Below are 15,303 nucleotides of genomic sequence, written 5' to 3' on the forward strand. Positions count from 1 at the left end.
CCTTCTTTCAAACGTCTGGGGGTCATTGGTACAACTTCTATCGTTTTCGTCTTGCCAACAGACCGACACTGAAGATGGGTCCACTCTCGATGGAGAACACATCACCTGGTTCATCAAACGTCATGACAACGTCATAGTCCTTACTTATTGCATCGTAAAACGTGGATTCTCGCAGGAAGACAACTGGATATCGTACTTTTCGATCTTGTACACCGCTGGGCATGGCACCAGGTCCATTACAACTGAGCCAGGATTCTTGAATGGTGATGATATCCTGGGAACCTTTTGTCAGATTGAGTCTATTGAATAGAATATGAGTCGCATGGATTGAGACAAGAGTTCTTAAGTATTCACAGGGATTATTGACGTATTGAAGGGTTCCCGATGTATGCAACAAATCTATCTGCCTGAGAGAGTCAGCAGCTTCCCTCAAGTTAGATGAGAAAGTCAATTCATCGTTGGTAAAGATTTCTGCGGCTTTTTGGATCATTTTAGGTGTTTCAACGACAATCCACCTCAATTTGTAAGAAGGAGGAAGTACAGCACGTGCTAGATAGTAGTGGGCTCCACACGCCCCACCGAAATCGATGACTCGGATCTCCAGCGCTTCAAGGGATGCGAGGAGGGAGCAGAGGCTGTATGCACTGGTTGGACTGAGACGAATAGGTTTTCCCTCAGACAAGAGGCTGTCCCGGTATTTCTGGGTTTTTTGTAGAACTACCTCAATGATATCTTCGTTTTCGTAGCCGTGCTCAGTACAGTCAGCTAACGCTGTCTCATAGGTAGTATATTGCTTCTGGCCTGCCTTTTGAGTAAAAGGGTTTAAAATCCTTTTTAAGGTAGATTTCAACTTCCCCATGATCAAACCTCAAGATCCCCCAGTCTAACCAGTTTATTTTTCTCTAGGTCGTAAACAAGCATATCCTTAATGACTTCAAGACGTTCCTCTCCGGACAGGTAAGAAAGCTGCCCTTGCCTATCTCGGGAGTCTCTGAATTTAGATTTTACATACCCGGATTCAATCCGGAGGGGCTTAAGCCGGCCGAGTTTATCCTTTCGCACAAAATAAGCATTATTTCCCTGGCTATTCGAGCCAACAAAGGCATAACCCTTCTTTTCAGCCAGCAAACCCAAAGCTTTTAATGAACATCCCCAGAACAGGTTAGAGAAATGGGCTTTGGTTCGATTAAAATTCGGATCGTAGGGAACTGTAATGGCGTATCGATCACCAAAAACACTGTTGTATTCAATAATTACAAGGATGGGATCCACAACGTGAATACTCTCCCAAATCCAATAATCATTTCCATCGATATCGATACTTAAAATTCCTATCTCGCCGGAGAAATTATTTTCCAACAAGATCCTGTTAATATTGTCCCTATCGACAAAAGCCTGCACGGCGGTCAGGTCATACTTCCAGTAGAGACTGTCCTTCTGGATATAATCGATATTCGCTTTATTTCCATCGATCACAAGGCCTTTCCAGTTATTATTTACCAATAAAAACCTTGTATTGGATTCTGTATAATTTTCGACTCCAAACTCAACAAAGGTCCGGTGGGTTATTTCAATCTGATTTATCAAATACTGAATAATCCCATCGTCTCCAAACTGGGAGAAGACTTTAAATTCTGTATCCCGGAGGTTTTCATATAGGCCGTGGGCCTTGATCTGATTGATCAGAAGTTTTGCCGTGAGAATTTTGACCTCCTCAATCTGGTTCTGTACAGCCGTAATCTGGGATATACCGGATATTTCTTTGATGAACCGTTTTATCAAACTAAGAATTTTCATCAAAGGAGTAGAGAAAATTCCCGAAATGATTTTTTGTTCACAGCCACCGGGATAAATCTCTTTGAATAAGCTCGCTTAACTTTACAATATCCTCTTTATAGGCATCCCGAAGCTTTTCCTTTAACGTTAAAGGTAATGTACCCTTATGTCCTAACTTCGTGTTTAAGGCCATCATGGCAAATAAATACCTGCGAACCGGCTCACCTAAGGGAACAGGCAGCCTTTCAGATGACCTGCAGAACCAGCGCAGTAAATACTGGAGTCTGATAAACCGGGGAAGCCTGCTGGCATTATGAACCGAAAAGTCAGGCTGAAACCCATTGGAAATTCCAAGGAACTGGCAAATATCTTTATAAACCTGCGAAGGGTTATTCTTTAAATCCTCGAAGAGATAAATTCGAATCAACTCAGGTTCAAAAGTATCCAGATATCTTTTAACCTGTTGGTAATAAAGGCCACTTCGAAAGTATATATAATCCCAAAAATACTCCGGATTTTTATTTTGGAAAGCCCGGCTGGAGAAGCGCCGTTCTTCTTCTTTCAACGCCCTTTCAAAGGTCGGAAGCCATTCATACCCTTCCATAATCATCCAGGAATATAAGGAAAAGGCTCTCTCAACGGGATTTCTAAGCAGTATGATAATTTTTAAATTTCCCAACTTTTCTTTAATCCAGGCCGGACTTTCGGGTGCAGCCAGATAGGCTGCCGAGCAATCACCTATGGCTATCTTTCCTCGTCCGGGCTCAAAGAGCGAAAGGTACTCCTCCCAATCTGAGATCCTATGCTTGTAACCGTGTACAAAAAAACAGGGTTCTTTCACATGGGGTACAAATACCTCGGGATGGCTTTTAAGCCAATAATAAAGGGAGGTAGTACCGGCCCTTGCAGCACCAATAACTAAAAAATTCGGTAACACCGTACGAGTTTAAAATCGAGTAACCTCTCTTTATAGATACCGACGGATAAGGTTTACCAACTCTTGCACGCGGTGGAAGTAAGTATGTTCCCTCAGGGTACGCTGTTGACCGGAACGGGCTATGGTTTGGCGCTCCTCTTCGTGATCGAGCAGGTAACGGACCTTTTCGATACATTCTTCAACCGAGCGATACGTTACCACCTCTACATCTGGTTTGAAGAGGTCAGGCAGGTTGACCTTCCAATCTGTAAGCAAACAGGCACCCATTCCTGTGGCCTCATAGAGACGGAGGTTACCTGCATATTCCCCGGCACAATCTATATGACTGTTGAAGACTATCCTGGATCTTGCCAAAATTTCATAGTTCTTTAATCCCATCACAGGCTCGTGAAACCTATGGGGATAGAGCTGCTTTACGGAAGGTAGTGAAGGATCCGATATCCAGGGAACTCCCCGGCGAACGACCGGAAGTTTCGATCGGAAGCTTTGGGATACCCCCAGGCTTTTCAGAACTCTGTTCGCCTCATAGCTAACCTTGTCCAGAATCCGATCTTTTCGGGGCCGCAACCTGGGGTCACTGACCTGACCCCATACCTGTAAAGGCGTGCACGCTACCAACTTCTCAATCCAGGCGTAGCGCTGGGAATGATATCCGTTTCGACTCCCTAAGTTTCCAACAAAGGAAAAGGATAAATCCCTTTCCATAGTAGGCTTTACAACGTCCAGAATCGTATGCTCAAAGGCCAAGGGCATATATACTGCACGGGCACCATTCTGTTGGAGCAGCGTAACGAAGTTGGGAGCAGACGTCAGAATCAGATCTAAATCTTTAAAAATGGTGAAATCCGGGGTCGGTGATGCTCTCCAACCCAGGATTATGACCCTTTTGTTGCAGACCTGACGTAACTGCCAGCGAAAGTCTTGATCAAACAGGTAGAGATCCTGGAGATACAAGATATCTGGTTGAAAAGCCTTAACCTGGGCAAGAACAATATCCTTTAGCCAGGTATCCTCCCCATACTTTATCCCTTTTTCTCTGGCCCAGGCTTTCTGGAGAGGTTCAAAGGAAGCAAACAGATCCTCCGCTTCATGGCCTAAAGCCTCCAGATGCTTTGCATAGAAGTCAGCCGATCCATACCGGGTATAGGTGAATCGCCTATACAGTTCCTGATAGGAAAGGCTTTCATAATCGGGATTATCTGCCAGAAATTGGTGGATAAAAATGGGATAAACCGTTGTGAATTTTTGGAATCGCATTACCTTAGCCAACAATCTTTGAATGCGTCCACGACCGGATCGAATCGGATATATAGGTCAGGTGTTTTTCCGTCAACTCGGCGTACATGGGTAAGCTGACCACTTCTTTGGCTATCCGTTCTGTTACCGGCAATACCCCTGCGGGAATTTTCAAATGCCTGTACGCAGGTTGTTGGTGAAGGGGAACAGGATAATGAATTCCCGTATCGATCCCCCTCTCTTTGAGCCAGGCCTGAAAACGTTCTCGTTCGGATACCCGGATGACAAACAGGTGCCATACCGATTCGGCATCGGGATGGATAACGGGTAAGGTAATTCCACACCCTTTCAACGCCTCCAGATAATAGGCTGCATGCCTGCGGCGCGCCGCATTCCACGTATCTAGATATCGTAATTTGACGCGCAATATAGCTGCCTGCAATCCATCCAGACGACTGTTTAGACCCTGAATCTCATGGAGGTATTTCTCCTGACGGCCATGATCGGCCAACATGCGAATCTGGCGGATCAGATCTTCATCCTGACTGACTACAGCCCCTCCATCTCCATAAGCCCCTAAGTTCTTTCCGGGATAGAAGCTAAAGCAGGCCACATCCCCAAAAGAACCTGCCCGCCGCCCTCGCCACCTGGCTCCATGGGCCTGGGCAGCATCTTCGATCACCTTTAAATTGTATTGTCGGGCTATTTCCAGGATTTGATCCATCTCACAGGGCTGACCGTATAAGTGAACCGGAATGATGGCCCGGGTACGAGGTGTGATGGCTGCTTCCAGTAACTTCGGGTCCATCAACATGGTTTCTTCCTGGATATCTACAAAAACAGGCTTTGCTCCGGTCAACGAGATGGCCTCTGCCGTAGCCATAAAGGTATGGGCTACGGTAATAACCTCATCTCCCGGTCCTATTCCCAAAGCTCGAAGGGCCAGATAGAGAGCATCTGTACCGTTACCTACCCCAACACACGCCCGGGTCTCACAATAAGCTGCGAACTCTGCTTCAAACCGTTGTACTTCTTCTCCCCCAATAAAGGCACTCCGCCTGATAACAGCCTGAATAGCAGCGTCTATTTCGACCTGGATTGAATCATACTGAGCCTTCAAATCTACAAGTGGAATCATATTTTTCAATCCCCTTTCTTGGGAAATAAAAATTAGAGTGGTATTTTTTCATTTATTTTGATGTTGTACTTAAACGGATCGAATCCGGATAGTCTTACACAAGACCCATCTTCACAAATGATGGTAGCTCCATCTGCGTGGATTTCGCATACCAGCGGAGCCGAAAAGCCTACATATTTTTTATTGACCAGCTCGGCTGAAAATACCTGCACCTGCTGGGAGTTGAACATAAAGAAGGCAGGGTTACTTTCACTCCTCAAAGCCATGACTTTACAATATATCACCCGATTGGTCGACCAATCGGTTAGCTGACTATCTCGCGGAAACCGCCGTGTAACATAGGTTGCCTGGTCCCGGGGGTTTGGCATGGCCTTGATTTCCCCTTTTAGAAAATCCTCCAGGAACCGGCCAAACTCTTCTTCGACCAGATCCAGCAGGCGATTTCGTAATTCTGCAACGGACATCCCCTCATCAAGCTTTATCATACGTTGCCAGTAAATGTCTCCGGCATCGATTTCTTCTATCATCTGATGGAGGGTTATTCCAAATTCTTTTTCGTCGTTGATGAGGGCCCAATGCATGGGATGTCGTCCCCGATACTTAGGCAAAGGGGATGGATGCACATTAAGGGTTGGATAAAGTTCCAGGATCTTTTTAAAGCGAAAATTGCAAAAGCAGTTGATGAGCAGGTCGAGACTATAAGGGGCCGCAATCTGTATAAGTCCTGACTCATCGAAGCCTTCATAAAATCTGGCCTCTTCTATGAAGGTAAGATAAGCTTTTCTGAGAGTTTCATCGACCGGTTTCTGCAGCCCAACAAAAGCCGGTAACAAACCTACCTTATAAACCGATCGCAATAACCGTAAAGGACCATCATTATTTCCAACGATAGCGAAATTCATTATAAAGGTGGAAAGTTATAAAATTGATAAGCGGCTAAATTATCCAGTGCCCAGACATCCTTGAAGGTTGCCCGTCCCCCCATCCGTTCTTTGAATTCTAAAATACCCCATTTGATCCAATCCCCCCGGGAAGATAAACCGAAATTAAACCATCTAAACCCCAGAGCTTTATAGTAATTGAAAACCTCGTAGAAAAGCAGGGGCATTACGTTCCAGCGGGCATAAGTATAATCCGGGGCGATATAAAATGTATGGACGGCCTGTTTATTTACCACAAATACAACCAGGGTCGCAAGGGTCAGATGATCTTTTATGGCTACCCAAAAGTGAATACGATCTGGATATCGGGACTTTAGGTCGGAGAGTTCCTCCAGGGAATGGGTGGGTTTTTTCTCATACCGGTTAGCCAGGTTTTGGGCTATCAGGGAATAGGGGGTAGAGGGGTCTTCAATCTGGCGAACCTGGATACCTTTATTTTTTAAGCTTCGAATGGTAGCCGGATTTTTCTTTCGTCCCATCCTTAGCCAGTTATCCTCGTTTTCTAGATTTACACAAGAGCAGACCTCACGGGTTACCAGCTTAAATCCCCGGTGCCACAGGAGGTACAAAAGTTCTCCATCGGTAGGATAGGAAAATAACGCTTCTGCCAGGCGAAATTCCAGACGATAGAAGCCTTTATTTTTATAATATTCGATGGCTTTTTCCAGCATTAAAAGCACTTCCCGCACCGTCATTTCTTTATGATAAACCAGGGCTCCGGCAGTACTCCCTGGATGAGAGACAACAGCCAGTTGCTGATCAGCCGTGATGCAGCACGCTGCGGGTAAAACACCTATCAGATGATGGCCTGAATAAAACAGTAAGCTTTCATCTTTAAATCTATCTTTGGGATGATAGGAAAGAAATTTGCGTTCTTGAAATATCCCCCCATTACGGGATTGGTTTATGATAAAGGCATCCCATTCTGCGGCAAAGCTTTCTTGATAAGGCTGCAGGTCTATCTGCATAGGAAAAAGATCCCTCTACACGCCCTCCCTCCCCCCCTATGCGGGCAGGGCTGTTAAGTTCTCAAGTATTTCGGGAAGTCTTTAACATTTTTGATAAAGTGAGTCCCAGAGAAGCGCCCTGGATTCGTGCTCATCCAAAGAGACTCATCCGTACTTCTCAGAGAACTTAACAGCCCTGCCGCATAGGGGGGAAAGAGGGGGAGGAGCGGGTAGCAACCCTCACTGCCCTTACCTCATAAGGGTATCTTTTTATTGACCTGACCTCCCATGGCGCCTTTTTTAAGCTGAAAAGCCCCGTCAGGGGCGAACAGTTGATAGCTTCCGACCCAAGTGGGGGGATTCGGATATCCAGAATTTTTTCAAACTCCCTGGCAGCGGCCTGTTAAACAGGTCGCCCCGCACGCCCTGTTAAGGATTGAATTAAACTCCTTGAGATAAGGTCGCTCGCGAAGTGAGCGTTCTCCCATCTCCAACACGGCTACGACATCCCGAGCATGCCGGGGGCCCGTTAAAGGGGTTTCACCTGTTCGGATACACTCTAAAAAATGGGCAACCTCCACCTTTAACGGTTCTTGAAAATCAATTCGAGGTAACCAGATATCCCCTGCCCGGTGAAACAGTTGATAGTTATTAAAATGATCGAAATCCATGCTCTCTCCGGCTTTGGGTACCCGATCAACTCCCTTATCCAATATGGCAATTTTGTCGTCACTGATATCATCATAGATAACCATCTTGCGACTGCCCACAAGGGTCATTTTACGGATTTTACCGGGGTCTAACCAGCTCACCTGCATATGGGCGGTTATACGATTGGGCCAGGTCAGGGTAGCAAATACCACATCCTCAATTCCAGGCTGGATATAATCCACTCCATAGGCCATCACAGAAACAGGTAATTCGCCGTCCATGAGGTAAAGCAAGATACTGATATCGTGGGGAGCTAAGTTCCACCAGGCATTTATATCCGAACGTACCTGACCGAGATTAAGCCGCTGGCTATAGATATAGTAGACCCGCCCGATTTCACCCTTATCCAGGAGCTTCTTCACATAACGTACGGCAGCATTGTAGAGAAAAGTATGTCCTACCATTAAGATACGATTGACGGAGGCGGCTAAGGCTAGCAGCTCATCGGCTTCCCGGGTACACATGGCCAGAGGTTTTTCCACAAAGGTATGTTTACCCGCCTTGAGAGAGGCCTTTGCCAGTTCATAGTGGGTTGAGGCCGGTGTGGCTATCACGACAGTATCTACCTCTGGATCGCCTATTGCATCTTCCCAACTCGGAAGGGCTCTTGTCTTTGGATAGTTTTCCTCAACGTAAGCCCGTCGCTGAGGATTTAACTCTGCGACCCATTTGACATGGCAGTCCGGGTGCGTGGAAAAATTACGTAACAGGTTAGGACCCCAATAACCACAACCGATCTGGGCGACAGTAACTTTTGTCCGATTTTTCATTTCCTGGAGATAATTCGTGGATACTCAGAGACCACCAGACTATCTTCTGGAACCGATCCTGTAACCGTTGTCCCCATCCCCACAATCACCCGATCCCCTATCTTTGCCCCCTTAAGAATCAGGGATCGCATTCCAATCCAGACATCATTTCCGATTTCGATGGGTTTCGTGAGGGGTCTGGCAACTTCCTCCATCCCTACCGGATAACCCACTTCCATCCGATGACGACGCTCCTTCCAATCAACTGAATGGGCGTTTGTATCGTAAACCACTACGTCATAGGATATCAAACAATAATCCCCGATCGTTATGGCCTCTTCGCATCGTAGCAAGGCTCCCATCCCGATGCCGGTATATTGGCCGACTTTGAGCCGACCTCCAAAGCGAACAAAAATATCTCCACTCACATGAACTCTGGGTCCAAATACCGCCGAACCTTTATTTATAATCACAGAGAACGGATGATTTGGTTCACAAACAAAGACACCGCCGGCAGCAATATCCAAAACCCCGGCCTGGGAAACCTGAATGCTCACCCCTCGAAGTTGGACCCCTTCACCCAACGTAACCGTGGAATTGTCCCCCACCATTATGGTGGCATCTTGCAGGGTACAGAAATCCCCGGCTTGTAAAGTTGCCTTTCTACCCACCTTTATGTGGACCCTGGATAAAGCCACGTGGTTGCCGAGTTGAATAGTGCCGAAGGGATCACATGATAAACGGGAATAAATATCGGCATGGCTGTCTCTTCCCATCCTTACAGATTTTGTAAGTCCCATACGGGGAAGCATATTGGCCTGAAAAAGATTCTCCAAAGCCCGGGCAACTCGGGCGACCTTTCGGGCAGCACGACCCATGGGGGAGTTTGACAAAACCAACAACCTCATACTACTTCCCATTCCTGGTCCACCAGGAGTCCTCCATGACTTGGAGGAGGTAAACGTCCGGTACCAAAAAAATCTCCGGCCTCTACGGTCAACTGCCCGGCATCTTGAATCCAGTCTTCGATCTCTCCCTTCCGTCGCAGGATAAAGTTAAGATTAAACACACCGGGTGCCAGGGGGAGTCTGGGAATCTTGCACCGTATTCGGCCAGAACGATTAAGGCCACTAAACTCAGCCCCTGTCAGTTGATTGTTGCATTGAATCAAATGCTGGCCGTAAAGGGTAAAGATACCGATCCCGAAAACCATATCATCCAGAGGTACAGAATCCCTGGCTTCATAGGACAATACGATATTAAGTTCCTGCCCGGATATGGCAAACTCGACTTTCCGGCCCTGATTATCCATTAAACAATAATCCGTAAGGACAATATGACCACAACCCCGTCGGTCTAAGCGATCCCGGAGAGGAATTGAACGCAGAACGGAGAGATCTTCCAGGTATTGACGGATAATAACCGAAACGGCTCCGGAATCGACCAGCCGACCCTCCTTTATCCAGCACGCCCGGTTGCAGAGGGCTTCCACAGCCGCCATATTGTGGCTTACAAAGAGTACACTTCGTCCTTCTTTAGCCACTTCTCCCATCTTTCCCAGACATTTTTTCTGGAAACCTGCATCCCCCACGGCCAGTACCTCATCCACCAGAAGGATCTCCGGCTCTAAATGGGCGGCTACGGAAAAAGCCAGCCGTACATACATGCCACTGGAATAATATTTGACGGGAGTATTTAAAAATTTCTCTACTTCGGCAAAGGCCACAATTTCATCAAACTTTCGATCTATCTCGGCTTTTCTCATACCCAGAATGGCGCCATTCAGGTAGATGTTTTCTCGCCCCGTCAATTCAGGATGGAAACCCGTCCCCACCTCCAGTAAGGATCCTACCCGGCCATGAATCTCGGCGTAGCCTTCAGTGGGTTCTGTGATGCGGGAAAGAATTTTTAGAAGTGTGGATTTACCGGCTCCATTACGACCGATGATACCCACCACTTCGCCGCGCTGGACCTCAAAGGAAACCTCTTTGAGGGCCCATAGCGTCCGGTCTATCGGGTATCTCTTGTGTTGTAGGAATCTGAGGGGAACTTGAACCGCCCTGATCACAGACTCACGCAAGGTTGCGTAGGGAGCTCTATAAGTACCTAGACGATATTGCTTCCCCAGCCCTTCAATACGAATGGCTATTTTACCCATTCCAAACCGTAGAATTTAATTGTAAGGTTCCTAGATAACGTCGGCAAACCGCTTCTCCATACGACGAAAATAATACGCACCACTGACCAGCAGGAGTATCGATACCCATATTGAGACAACCAGCAGGGCCCCGGGAGGGTTGGCCCCCAGTAAAACCCAGCGAAAACCCTCTACCACACCTACCATGGGATTCAGACCGTATAAAGTTCGCCAGGGCTCGGAGAGAAGGCTGCTGGGATAAACCACCGGGGTGGCAAACATCCAGAATTGGATTAAGAAAGGGACCACATAACGGACATCTCGATATTCTACGTTTAGTGCAGAAAGCCAGGTACCTGTTCCCAATGCGGTTATCAAAGCCAACAGTAGAAAAAAGGGTAATAATAAAATTTCCAGAGTCGGCCACACGCTATAATAGATCATCATCCCCAGCAGAACGGTAAAGGCAATGGCAAAATCTATCACCCCGGAGAGGACACTGGAAATAGGGATAATCAGGCGGGGAAAATAGACCTTACTGATTAAGTTGGAACTACCGATCAGGCTATTGGAAGCCTGATGAAGGGAATGGGCAAAATAATTCCAGGGCAACAGGGCAGCATAACTAAAGAGGGGATAAGGAATTCCATCGGAGGGAATCTTAGCCAGGTGGCCAAAGAAAAGGGAGAATATCACCATACTAAAGAACGGCTGAATTACGGCCCAGGCCGCTCCCAAGAGGGTCTGTTTGTAACGTACTTTGATATCCCGCCAGGTTAGAAAATAGAGCAGCTCTCGATATTCCCACAACTCACCCAGCTTGAGGGAAACCCACCCTTTGGAAGGTTTGATGATAATGACAGGTAAGGAAGTCATGGGTAATTTTTCATTTTTTATTGACATCTATGGGAAAACCGATAAACGGTTAAATTGAATCCAGCCTGATAACATGGCTTCGCCCTTTAGCTTACAGAATCCGTTTTCTAAAACCTCCAGATTCCCAGGACCTGTACGCAGAGAAACTTAAAACTACCCTTTAAAAACATTCCGCCCTTGCTTCTCAAGTCCGTATCGGTTTAGCAGGTAAATCTCTCTAAATTCCCTTCCAGGAGGAATATAAGGATATCTCCTCTCGAAAGTTTCCCTTTGAGGGGGTTAAGAGGTTTGACCTCGCCGGCTAATCGGTACGGCTGGTTACTTCCTTTAAAATCTGTTTCAAAAAAGACCGGAATGTCCAATTGTAAAAGAGCTTGCAAGCCACAAGCCATCTTACTTCTGGCCGGGTTTATTTGCAATCATTACCGGGTCCGATCTTTTATCCGGGTCGTCAAATTTTCATCTCCCAAGTTTTTGTATCAATTTGGATCATTGTACCAAAATGAAAGACTGTTCCCATACCCGGTCGATATGGAAATATGGTATGAAGGCTAGGGATCACCCCTCCCCGTATGCAGGGAAGGGTGGTACAGACGCTTGTAGGGCAGGGGTCTTCTTTCCCCCTTTACCCCAGAACCTTTTTTAGGGCCTTGATGACATCTTCTACATCCTCATCGGTAAGCTTAGGAGAAAGGGGAAGGGAAAGGGTTCGTTCTCCAATATACTCAGCATTGGGGAAGTCTCCCGGTTTATATCCGAAAGCTTGTCGGTAGTAGGGATGTAAATGAAGGGCCGTATAATGGACGCCGGTTCCGATATTTTCCTGGATGAGTTCGTTTAAAACCTGATCCCGAGATTTTTTTATGCGATCGATGTGGAGAAGGACGGTATAAAGATGACGGGCATGGATCATGTAAGGTTCCACCGGAGCCGGAAGGGTCAGGGGTAATTCTGCCAGGGCCTCATCATAACGTTTCCAGATTTCGTTACGCCGGAGGAGGTTTTCTTCCACCCGTCGGAGTTGATGGATGCCCAAAGCAGCCTGAAGGTCCATCATGTTATACTTGAACCCCGGAAAGACCACCTGATAATGTTTATAACCCTCATCGGAGAAGCGCTTCCAGGCATCCTTGGTCATTCCGTGAAGTCCATACATCTTGATTTTGTCGGCATAGGATTCATGACGGGTGGTGACCATGCCTCCTTCCCCTGTGATCACATTTTTGGTAACATAGAAACTGAAACAGGTTATATCGCCGATGTTACCGATTTTTTTCCCTTTATACCATCCTTCAATGCAATGGGCGGCATCTTCAATCACCAATAAACCATATCGTTGGGCAAGCTCCAGAATAGGATCCATCTCGCAGGGACGACCTGCAAAGTGTACCGGTAAAATGGCTTTAGTTCGGGGTGTGATGGCTTTTTGAATCCGGTCCGGATCTATATTGAGGGTTTTTCGCTCTACATCTACAAAGACCGGCCTGGCTCCGGTATGGACAATGGCATTGGCCGTGGCACAGAACGTCATAGGGGTTGTGATGACTTCATCCCCGGGGCCTATGCCGGAGACCAGCATGGAAAGATGGAGGGCCGCTGTACAAGAATTCAAGGCTATGGCATAAGGGGCTCCTATGTAGGCCTTAAATTCTTTCTCAAACCGATCCACCTTGGGGCCTGTCCCCAACCAGCCAGACCGAAGGCTGTCCACTACTTCGGCAATTTCCTCTTCTCTGATATCGGGACTTCCAAATACTAAAAATGAGTTTCTAACCGGAGCCACAAAAACCTCTCCCCTCCAAACCTTTCCCCTTTTTTAAGAAACTGGCTCTACATCGGCGGCATCTATTTCCATAGCAGCCGATTGCTGAATAAGATCCACCGAAATAACCAGACGGAACTTTCTCCTTTTTTCCATAAGAATCCCTTCCACACCTGCCAGAGGTCCTCTCTTGACACGAACCCGTTGCCCTTCTTTGAAATAAGGAACCGGATCATATTTTAAACCGCTGGTAATCATCCGCTGAATCGCGGAAATCTGTTCTTCAGGAATCGGAACCGGTCCTTCATGAAATCCAACAATCTGAACCACACCGACAGTGGTTAAAATTTTCAATTTGTCCAGGAGCGGGAAATAGCCAAAAATATATCCCGGAAAGAGAGGAAAACTGACTAACTTTTTTCGATCTTTCCAATATCTTAATTTTTCTACCAACGGTAGGAAATGGACAATGTTTTTCTTTTCAAACTGCTCTTTTACCTTATGTTCATGACGAGATCTGGTATGAATAGCATACCAGTGAGGGTTTTCTAAAAGATTCCTTTGTATCATACTTTCTTTGAATTCTAATTTACGATAAAACCCAACGATAAGACCTGATACTGACACCTATGCCGGATAGCCCCGGCTTTTCAAATCCAGAACTACCTGCAACATGTACGGGCGTAAGGCCTTACGCCCCTACCCACCTGTTGACAGGACTTCTCACGGGGACACCGGTGTGGGGGTTGGAGGGGGCAGCGGAGTAGGGGTTGGAGTTGGAACAGGACCTGGTCCTGCCGAGCTGACAACCAGGGTTACCACTGCGATGGCGGTTTTACCTCCGTTATCCGTTCCAGAAATCGTTATGGCATAAGTTCCCCCTGAGGTTGTAGGAGAAGTCGTAATAAGGAGCTGAAGTTGGGCATTTCCGGCCCCACCCGTAGGGGATACAGGATTTTCGGTAAAGGCGCCTGTTGTATCCGGTGGGAGTCCTGTCACACTTAAAAGAGCCGAATTACTGGAACCTGTAAATCCGGCCACAACATTATAAAAAGTAGAACCTCCGGCTTGAACCGTTCGGATGGGGGGGGCTGCAAGAAGGGCAAAACCCGGACTAAAAGTCGGGTTCGTAAGCTGTGAATCCCTGAAACCTCCTGCAGGAATTGGTTCACCTGGAGGATTTGAATGAACGCCAATTCGGAGCCCACCCGGGGGGATAACGCCTGAGGTCCCATCGGGATTTGTAATTTCGATGGTTCCTTCAAGGGTGCGAATAATTAAAGTTTCACAATCAGAACGAACTTCCACTGCATTGCCACCGTGAAGTTTAACCCCAGGAGTATTTACCCCGAGAAACTGGAATTGCATCTCACCACTCAAAACTTCAGTGGTCACCACCGTCTCAATATTTGAAAGATCCGTCCTTGTGAATAAAACCTCCTGGCCCTCTCCTGATCGGGTAGAGAGTATTTCCCCGCAGAGAGGTACGTACACTTCAGTATTTCCGCTGAGAAATCGGACCCTTATGGTCCCTTCAAGGACCATGACTTCGGTTTTAGAAGATCCTTTGGGCTTCCGAACTTCCATCTCTGATAGTTCGACACCTGCAACGGCCGTATCCGTCTCAATTTCATGAATGGTCCTGGTGTAATTTACCGATTTTTGAACTCGAGTCCGTACAACTCCCCACCATAACTTAAAACGGGACATGCGCTCAGATTCAGAGATCTGGAGCTGACTGATTTCCAGTCTGGTATGATCCTTCAGATCTAGAGTACTTCCATCACTTAATGTTAACTTGGCTCTGGACCCAGAGCCTGTTTGAATATGATCTCCTTCCCCTAAAACCATGCCCGGTTCAGCCGAAATCCAATTCCCCTGGTCCTGGGGCAGGACTTCCACCTTCCCGGTAAAGTCCGTTAATAGAGCCGTCGACCCGGCAGAAACCGTTGATAAAGCCATGGATCCGCAAAACAGGAAAAAAACCGACCCGACACTTAACCCTTTAAAGAATCCAAATCGAGATAGAAATTCCATAATTACCCTGCCACCTTAAAGATTCCGAGATGTAAAACATAAAAACACACTTTAAC

Annotated in this window: 14 protein-coding genes; all 14 read right to left on the reverse strand. The window is 46.9% G+C overall.

Translation table 11 applies throughout. The annotated features are described in order from the left end of the window. Positions 1 to 37: 37 nt before the first annotated feature. The 14 genes from VNM22_06550 to VNM22_06615 all read right to left on the reverse strand — a co-directional run bounded on the left by VNM22_06550 (position 38) and on the right by VNM22_06615 (position 15,247). Complete coding sequence (locus VNM22_06550; protein HWP46806.1) at positions 38 to 859, reverse strand: methyltransferase, TIGR04325 family; 822 nt, start codon at positions 857 to 859, stop codon at positions 38 to 40. A 2-nt stretch (positions 860 to 861) separates the two neighbouring features. Beyond that, positions 862 to 1,800, reverse strand: coding sequence for a hypothetical protein (locus VNM22_06555; GenBank protein HWP46807.1), 939 nt, complete (start codon positions 1,798 to 1,800; stop codon positions 862 to 864). A 34-nt stretch (positions 1,801 to 1,834) separates the two neighbouring features. Continuing rightward, positions 1,835 to 2,713 (reverse strand): sulfotransferase domain-containing protein, encoded by an 879-nt coding sequence (locus VNM22_06560; protein ID HWP46808.1) that lies wholly within the window; start codon positions 2,711 to 2,713, stop codon positions 1,835 to 1,837. Between the two features lie 30 nt (positions 2,714 to 2,743). Next, entirely contained in the window at positions 2,744 to 3,970 is a 1,227-nt protein-coding gene (locus VNM22_06565; GenBank protein HWP46809.1) for a glycosyltransferase, read from the reverse strand. 4 nt (positions 3,971 to 3,974) lie between these two features. Further along, the gene (locus tag VNM22_06570; GenBank protein ID HWP46810.1) at positions 3,975 to 5,087 is read right to left on the reverse strand and encodes a DegT/DnrJ/EryC1/StrS family aminotransferase; all 1,113 of its coding nucleotides are present in this window, start codon (positions 5,085 to 5,087) and stop codon (positions 3,975 to 3,977) included. Between the two features lie 32 nt (positions 5,088 to 5,119). Then, the gene (locus VNM22_06575; GenBank protein HWP46811.1) at positions 5,120 to 5,989 is read right to left on the reverse strand and encodes a formyltransferase family protein; all 870 of its coding nucleotides are present in this window, start codon (positions 5,987 to 5,989) and stop codon (positions 5,120 to 5,122) included. Continuing rightward, positions 5,989 to 6,996 carry a GNAT family N-acetyltransferase gene (locus VNM22_06580; protein ID HWP46812.1) on the reverse strand — a complete coding sequence of 336 codons (1,008 nt, stop codon included), beginning with the start codon at positions 6,994 to 6,996 and terminating at the stop codon, positions 5,989 to 5,991. Before VNM22_06580 ends, VNM22_06575 begins: the two co-directional genes overlap by 1 nt. A 359-nt stretch (positions 6,997 to 7,355) precedes the next feature. Beyond that, a complete protein-coding gene (locus VNM22_06585; GenBank protein ID HWP46813.1) occupies positions 7,356 to 8,456 on the reverse strand; it encodes a Gfo/Idh/MocA family oxidoreductase in 1,101 nt (366 codons plus the stop codon). Next, the gene (locus tag VNM22_06590; GenBank protein HWP46814.1) at positions 8,453 to 9,343 is read right to left on the reverse strand and encodes an acyltransferase; all 891 of its coding nucleotides are present in this window, start codon (positions 9,341 to 9,343) and stop codon (positions 8,453 to 8,455) included. Before VNM22_06590 ends, VNM22_06585 begins: the two co-directional genes overlap by 4 nt. Further along, complete coding sequence (locus VNM22_06595) at positions 9,340 to 10,593, reverse strand: ABC transporter ATP-binding protein (protein ID HWP46815.1); 1,254 nt, start codon at positions 10,591 to 10,593, stop codon at positions 9,340 to 9,342. The genes VNM22_06590 and VNM22_06595 overlap by 4 nt, the downstream gene beginning before the upstream one ends. Before the next feature lie 30 nt (positions 10,594 to 10,623). Then, positions 10,624 to 11,475, reverse strand: a complete 852-nt coding sequence (locus tag VNM22_06600; GenBank protein HWP46816.1) for an ABC transporter permease — start codon at positions 11,473 to 11,475, stop codon at positions 10,624 to 10,626. A gap of 598 nt (positions 11,476 to 12,073) precedes the next feature. Further along, positions 12,074 to 13,231, reverse strand: a complete 1,158-nt coding sequence (locus VNM22_06605; protein HWP46817.1) for a DegT/DnrJ/EryC1/StrS family aminotransferase — start codon at positions 13,229 to 13,231, stop codon at positions 12,074 to 12,076. A gap of 33 nt (positions 13,232 to 13,264) precedes the next feature. Continuing rightward, positions 13,265 to 13,780, reverse strand: coding sequence for a UpxY family transcription antiterminator (locus VNM22_06610; GenBank protein ID HWP46818.1), 516 nt, complete (start codon positions 13,778 to 13,780; stop codon positions 13,265 to 13,267). A gap of 153 nt (positions 13,781 to 13,933) precedes the next feature. Further along, entirely contained in the window at positions 13,934 to 15,247 is a 1,314-nt protein-coding gene (locus VNM22_06615) for a FecR family protein (GenBank protein ID HWP46819.1), read from the reverse strand. Positions 15,248 to 15,303: the final 56 nt, after the last annotated feature.

Source organism: Candidatus Limnocylindrales bacterium (assembly GCA_035559535.1).
Taxonomy (GTDB): domain Bacteria; phylum Moduliflexota; class Moduliflexia; order Moduliflexales; family JAUQPW01; genus JAUQPW01.

Bases quoted from the DNA above. Each gene is read 5' to 3' on its own strand.
- VNM22_06550 (HWP46806.1), bottom strand. From the start codon at position 859: ATGGGGAAGTTGAAATCTACCTTAAAAAGGATTTTAAACCCTTTTACT.
- VNM22_06565 (HWP46809.1), bottom strand. From the start codon at position 3,970: ATGCGATTCCAAAAATTCACAACGGTTTATCCCATTTTTATCCACCAA.
- VNM22_06570 (HWP46810.1), bottom strand. From the start codon at position 5,087: ATGATTCCACTTGTAGATTTGAAGGCTCAGTATGATTCAATCCAGGTC.
- VNM22_06575 (HWP46811.1), bottom strand. From the start codon at position 5,989: ATGAATTTCGCTATCGTTGGAAATAATGATGGTCCTTTACGGTTATTG.
- VNM22_06580 (HWP46812.1), bottom strand. From the start codon at position 6,996: ATGCAGATAGACCTGCAGCCTTATCAAGAAAGCTTTGCCGCAGAATGG.
- VNM22_06585 (HWP46813.1), bottom strand. From the start codon at position 8,456: ATGAAAAATCGGACAAAAGTTACTGTCGCCCAGATCGGTTGTGGTTAT.
- VNM22_06590 (HWP46814.1), bottom strand. From the start codon at position 9,343: ATGAGGTTGTTGGTTTTGTCAAACTCCCCCATGGGTCGTGCTGCCCGA.
- VNM22_06595 (HWP46815.1), bottom strand. From the start codon at position 10,593: ATGGGTAAAATAGCCATTCGTATTGAAGGGCTGGGGAAGCAATATCGT.
- VNM22_06600 (HWP46816.1), bottom strand. From the start codon at position 11,475: ATGTCAATAAAAAATGAAAAATTACCCATGACTTCCTTACCTGTCATT.
- VNM22_06610 (HWP46818.1), bottom strand. From the start codon at position 13,780: ATGATACAAAGGAATCTTTTAGAAAACCCTCACTGGTATGCTATTCAT.
- VNM22_06615 (HWP46819.1), bottom strand. From the start codon at position 15,247: ATGGAATTTCTATCTCGATTTGGATTCTTTAAAGGGTTAAGTGTCGGG.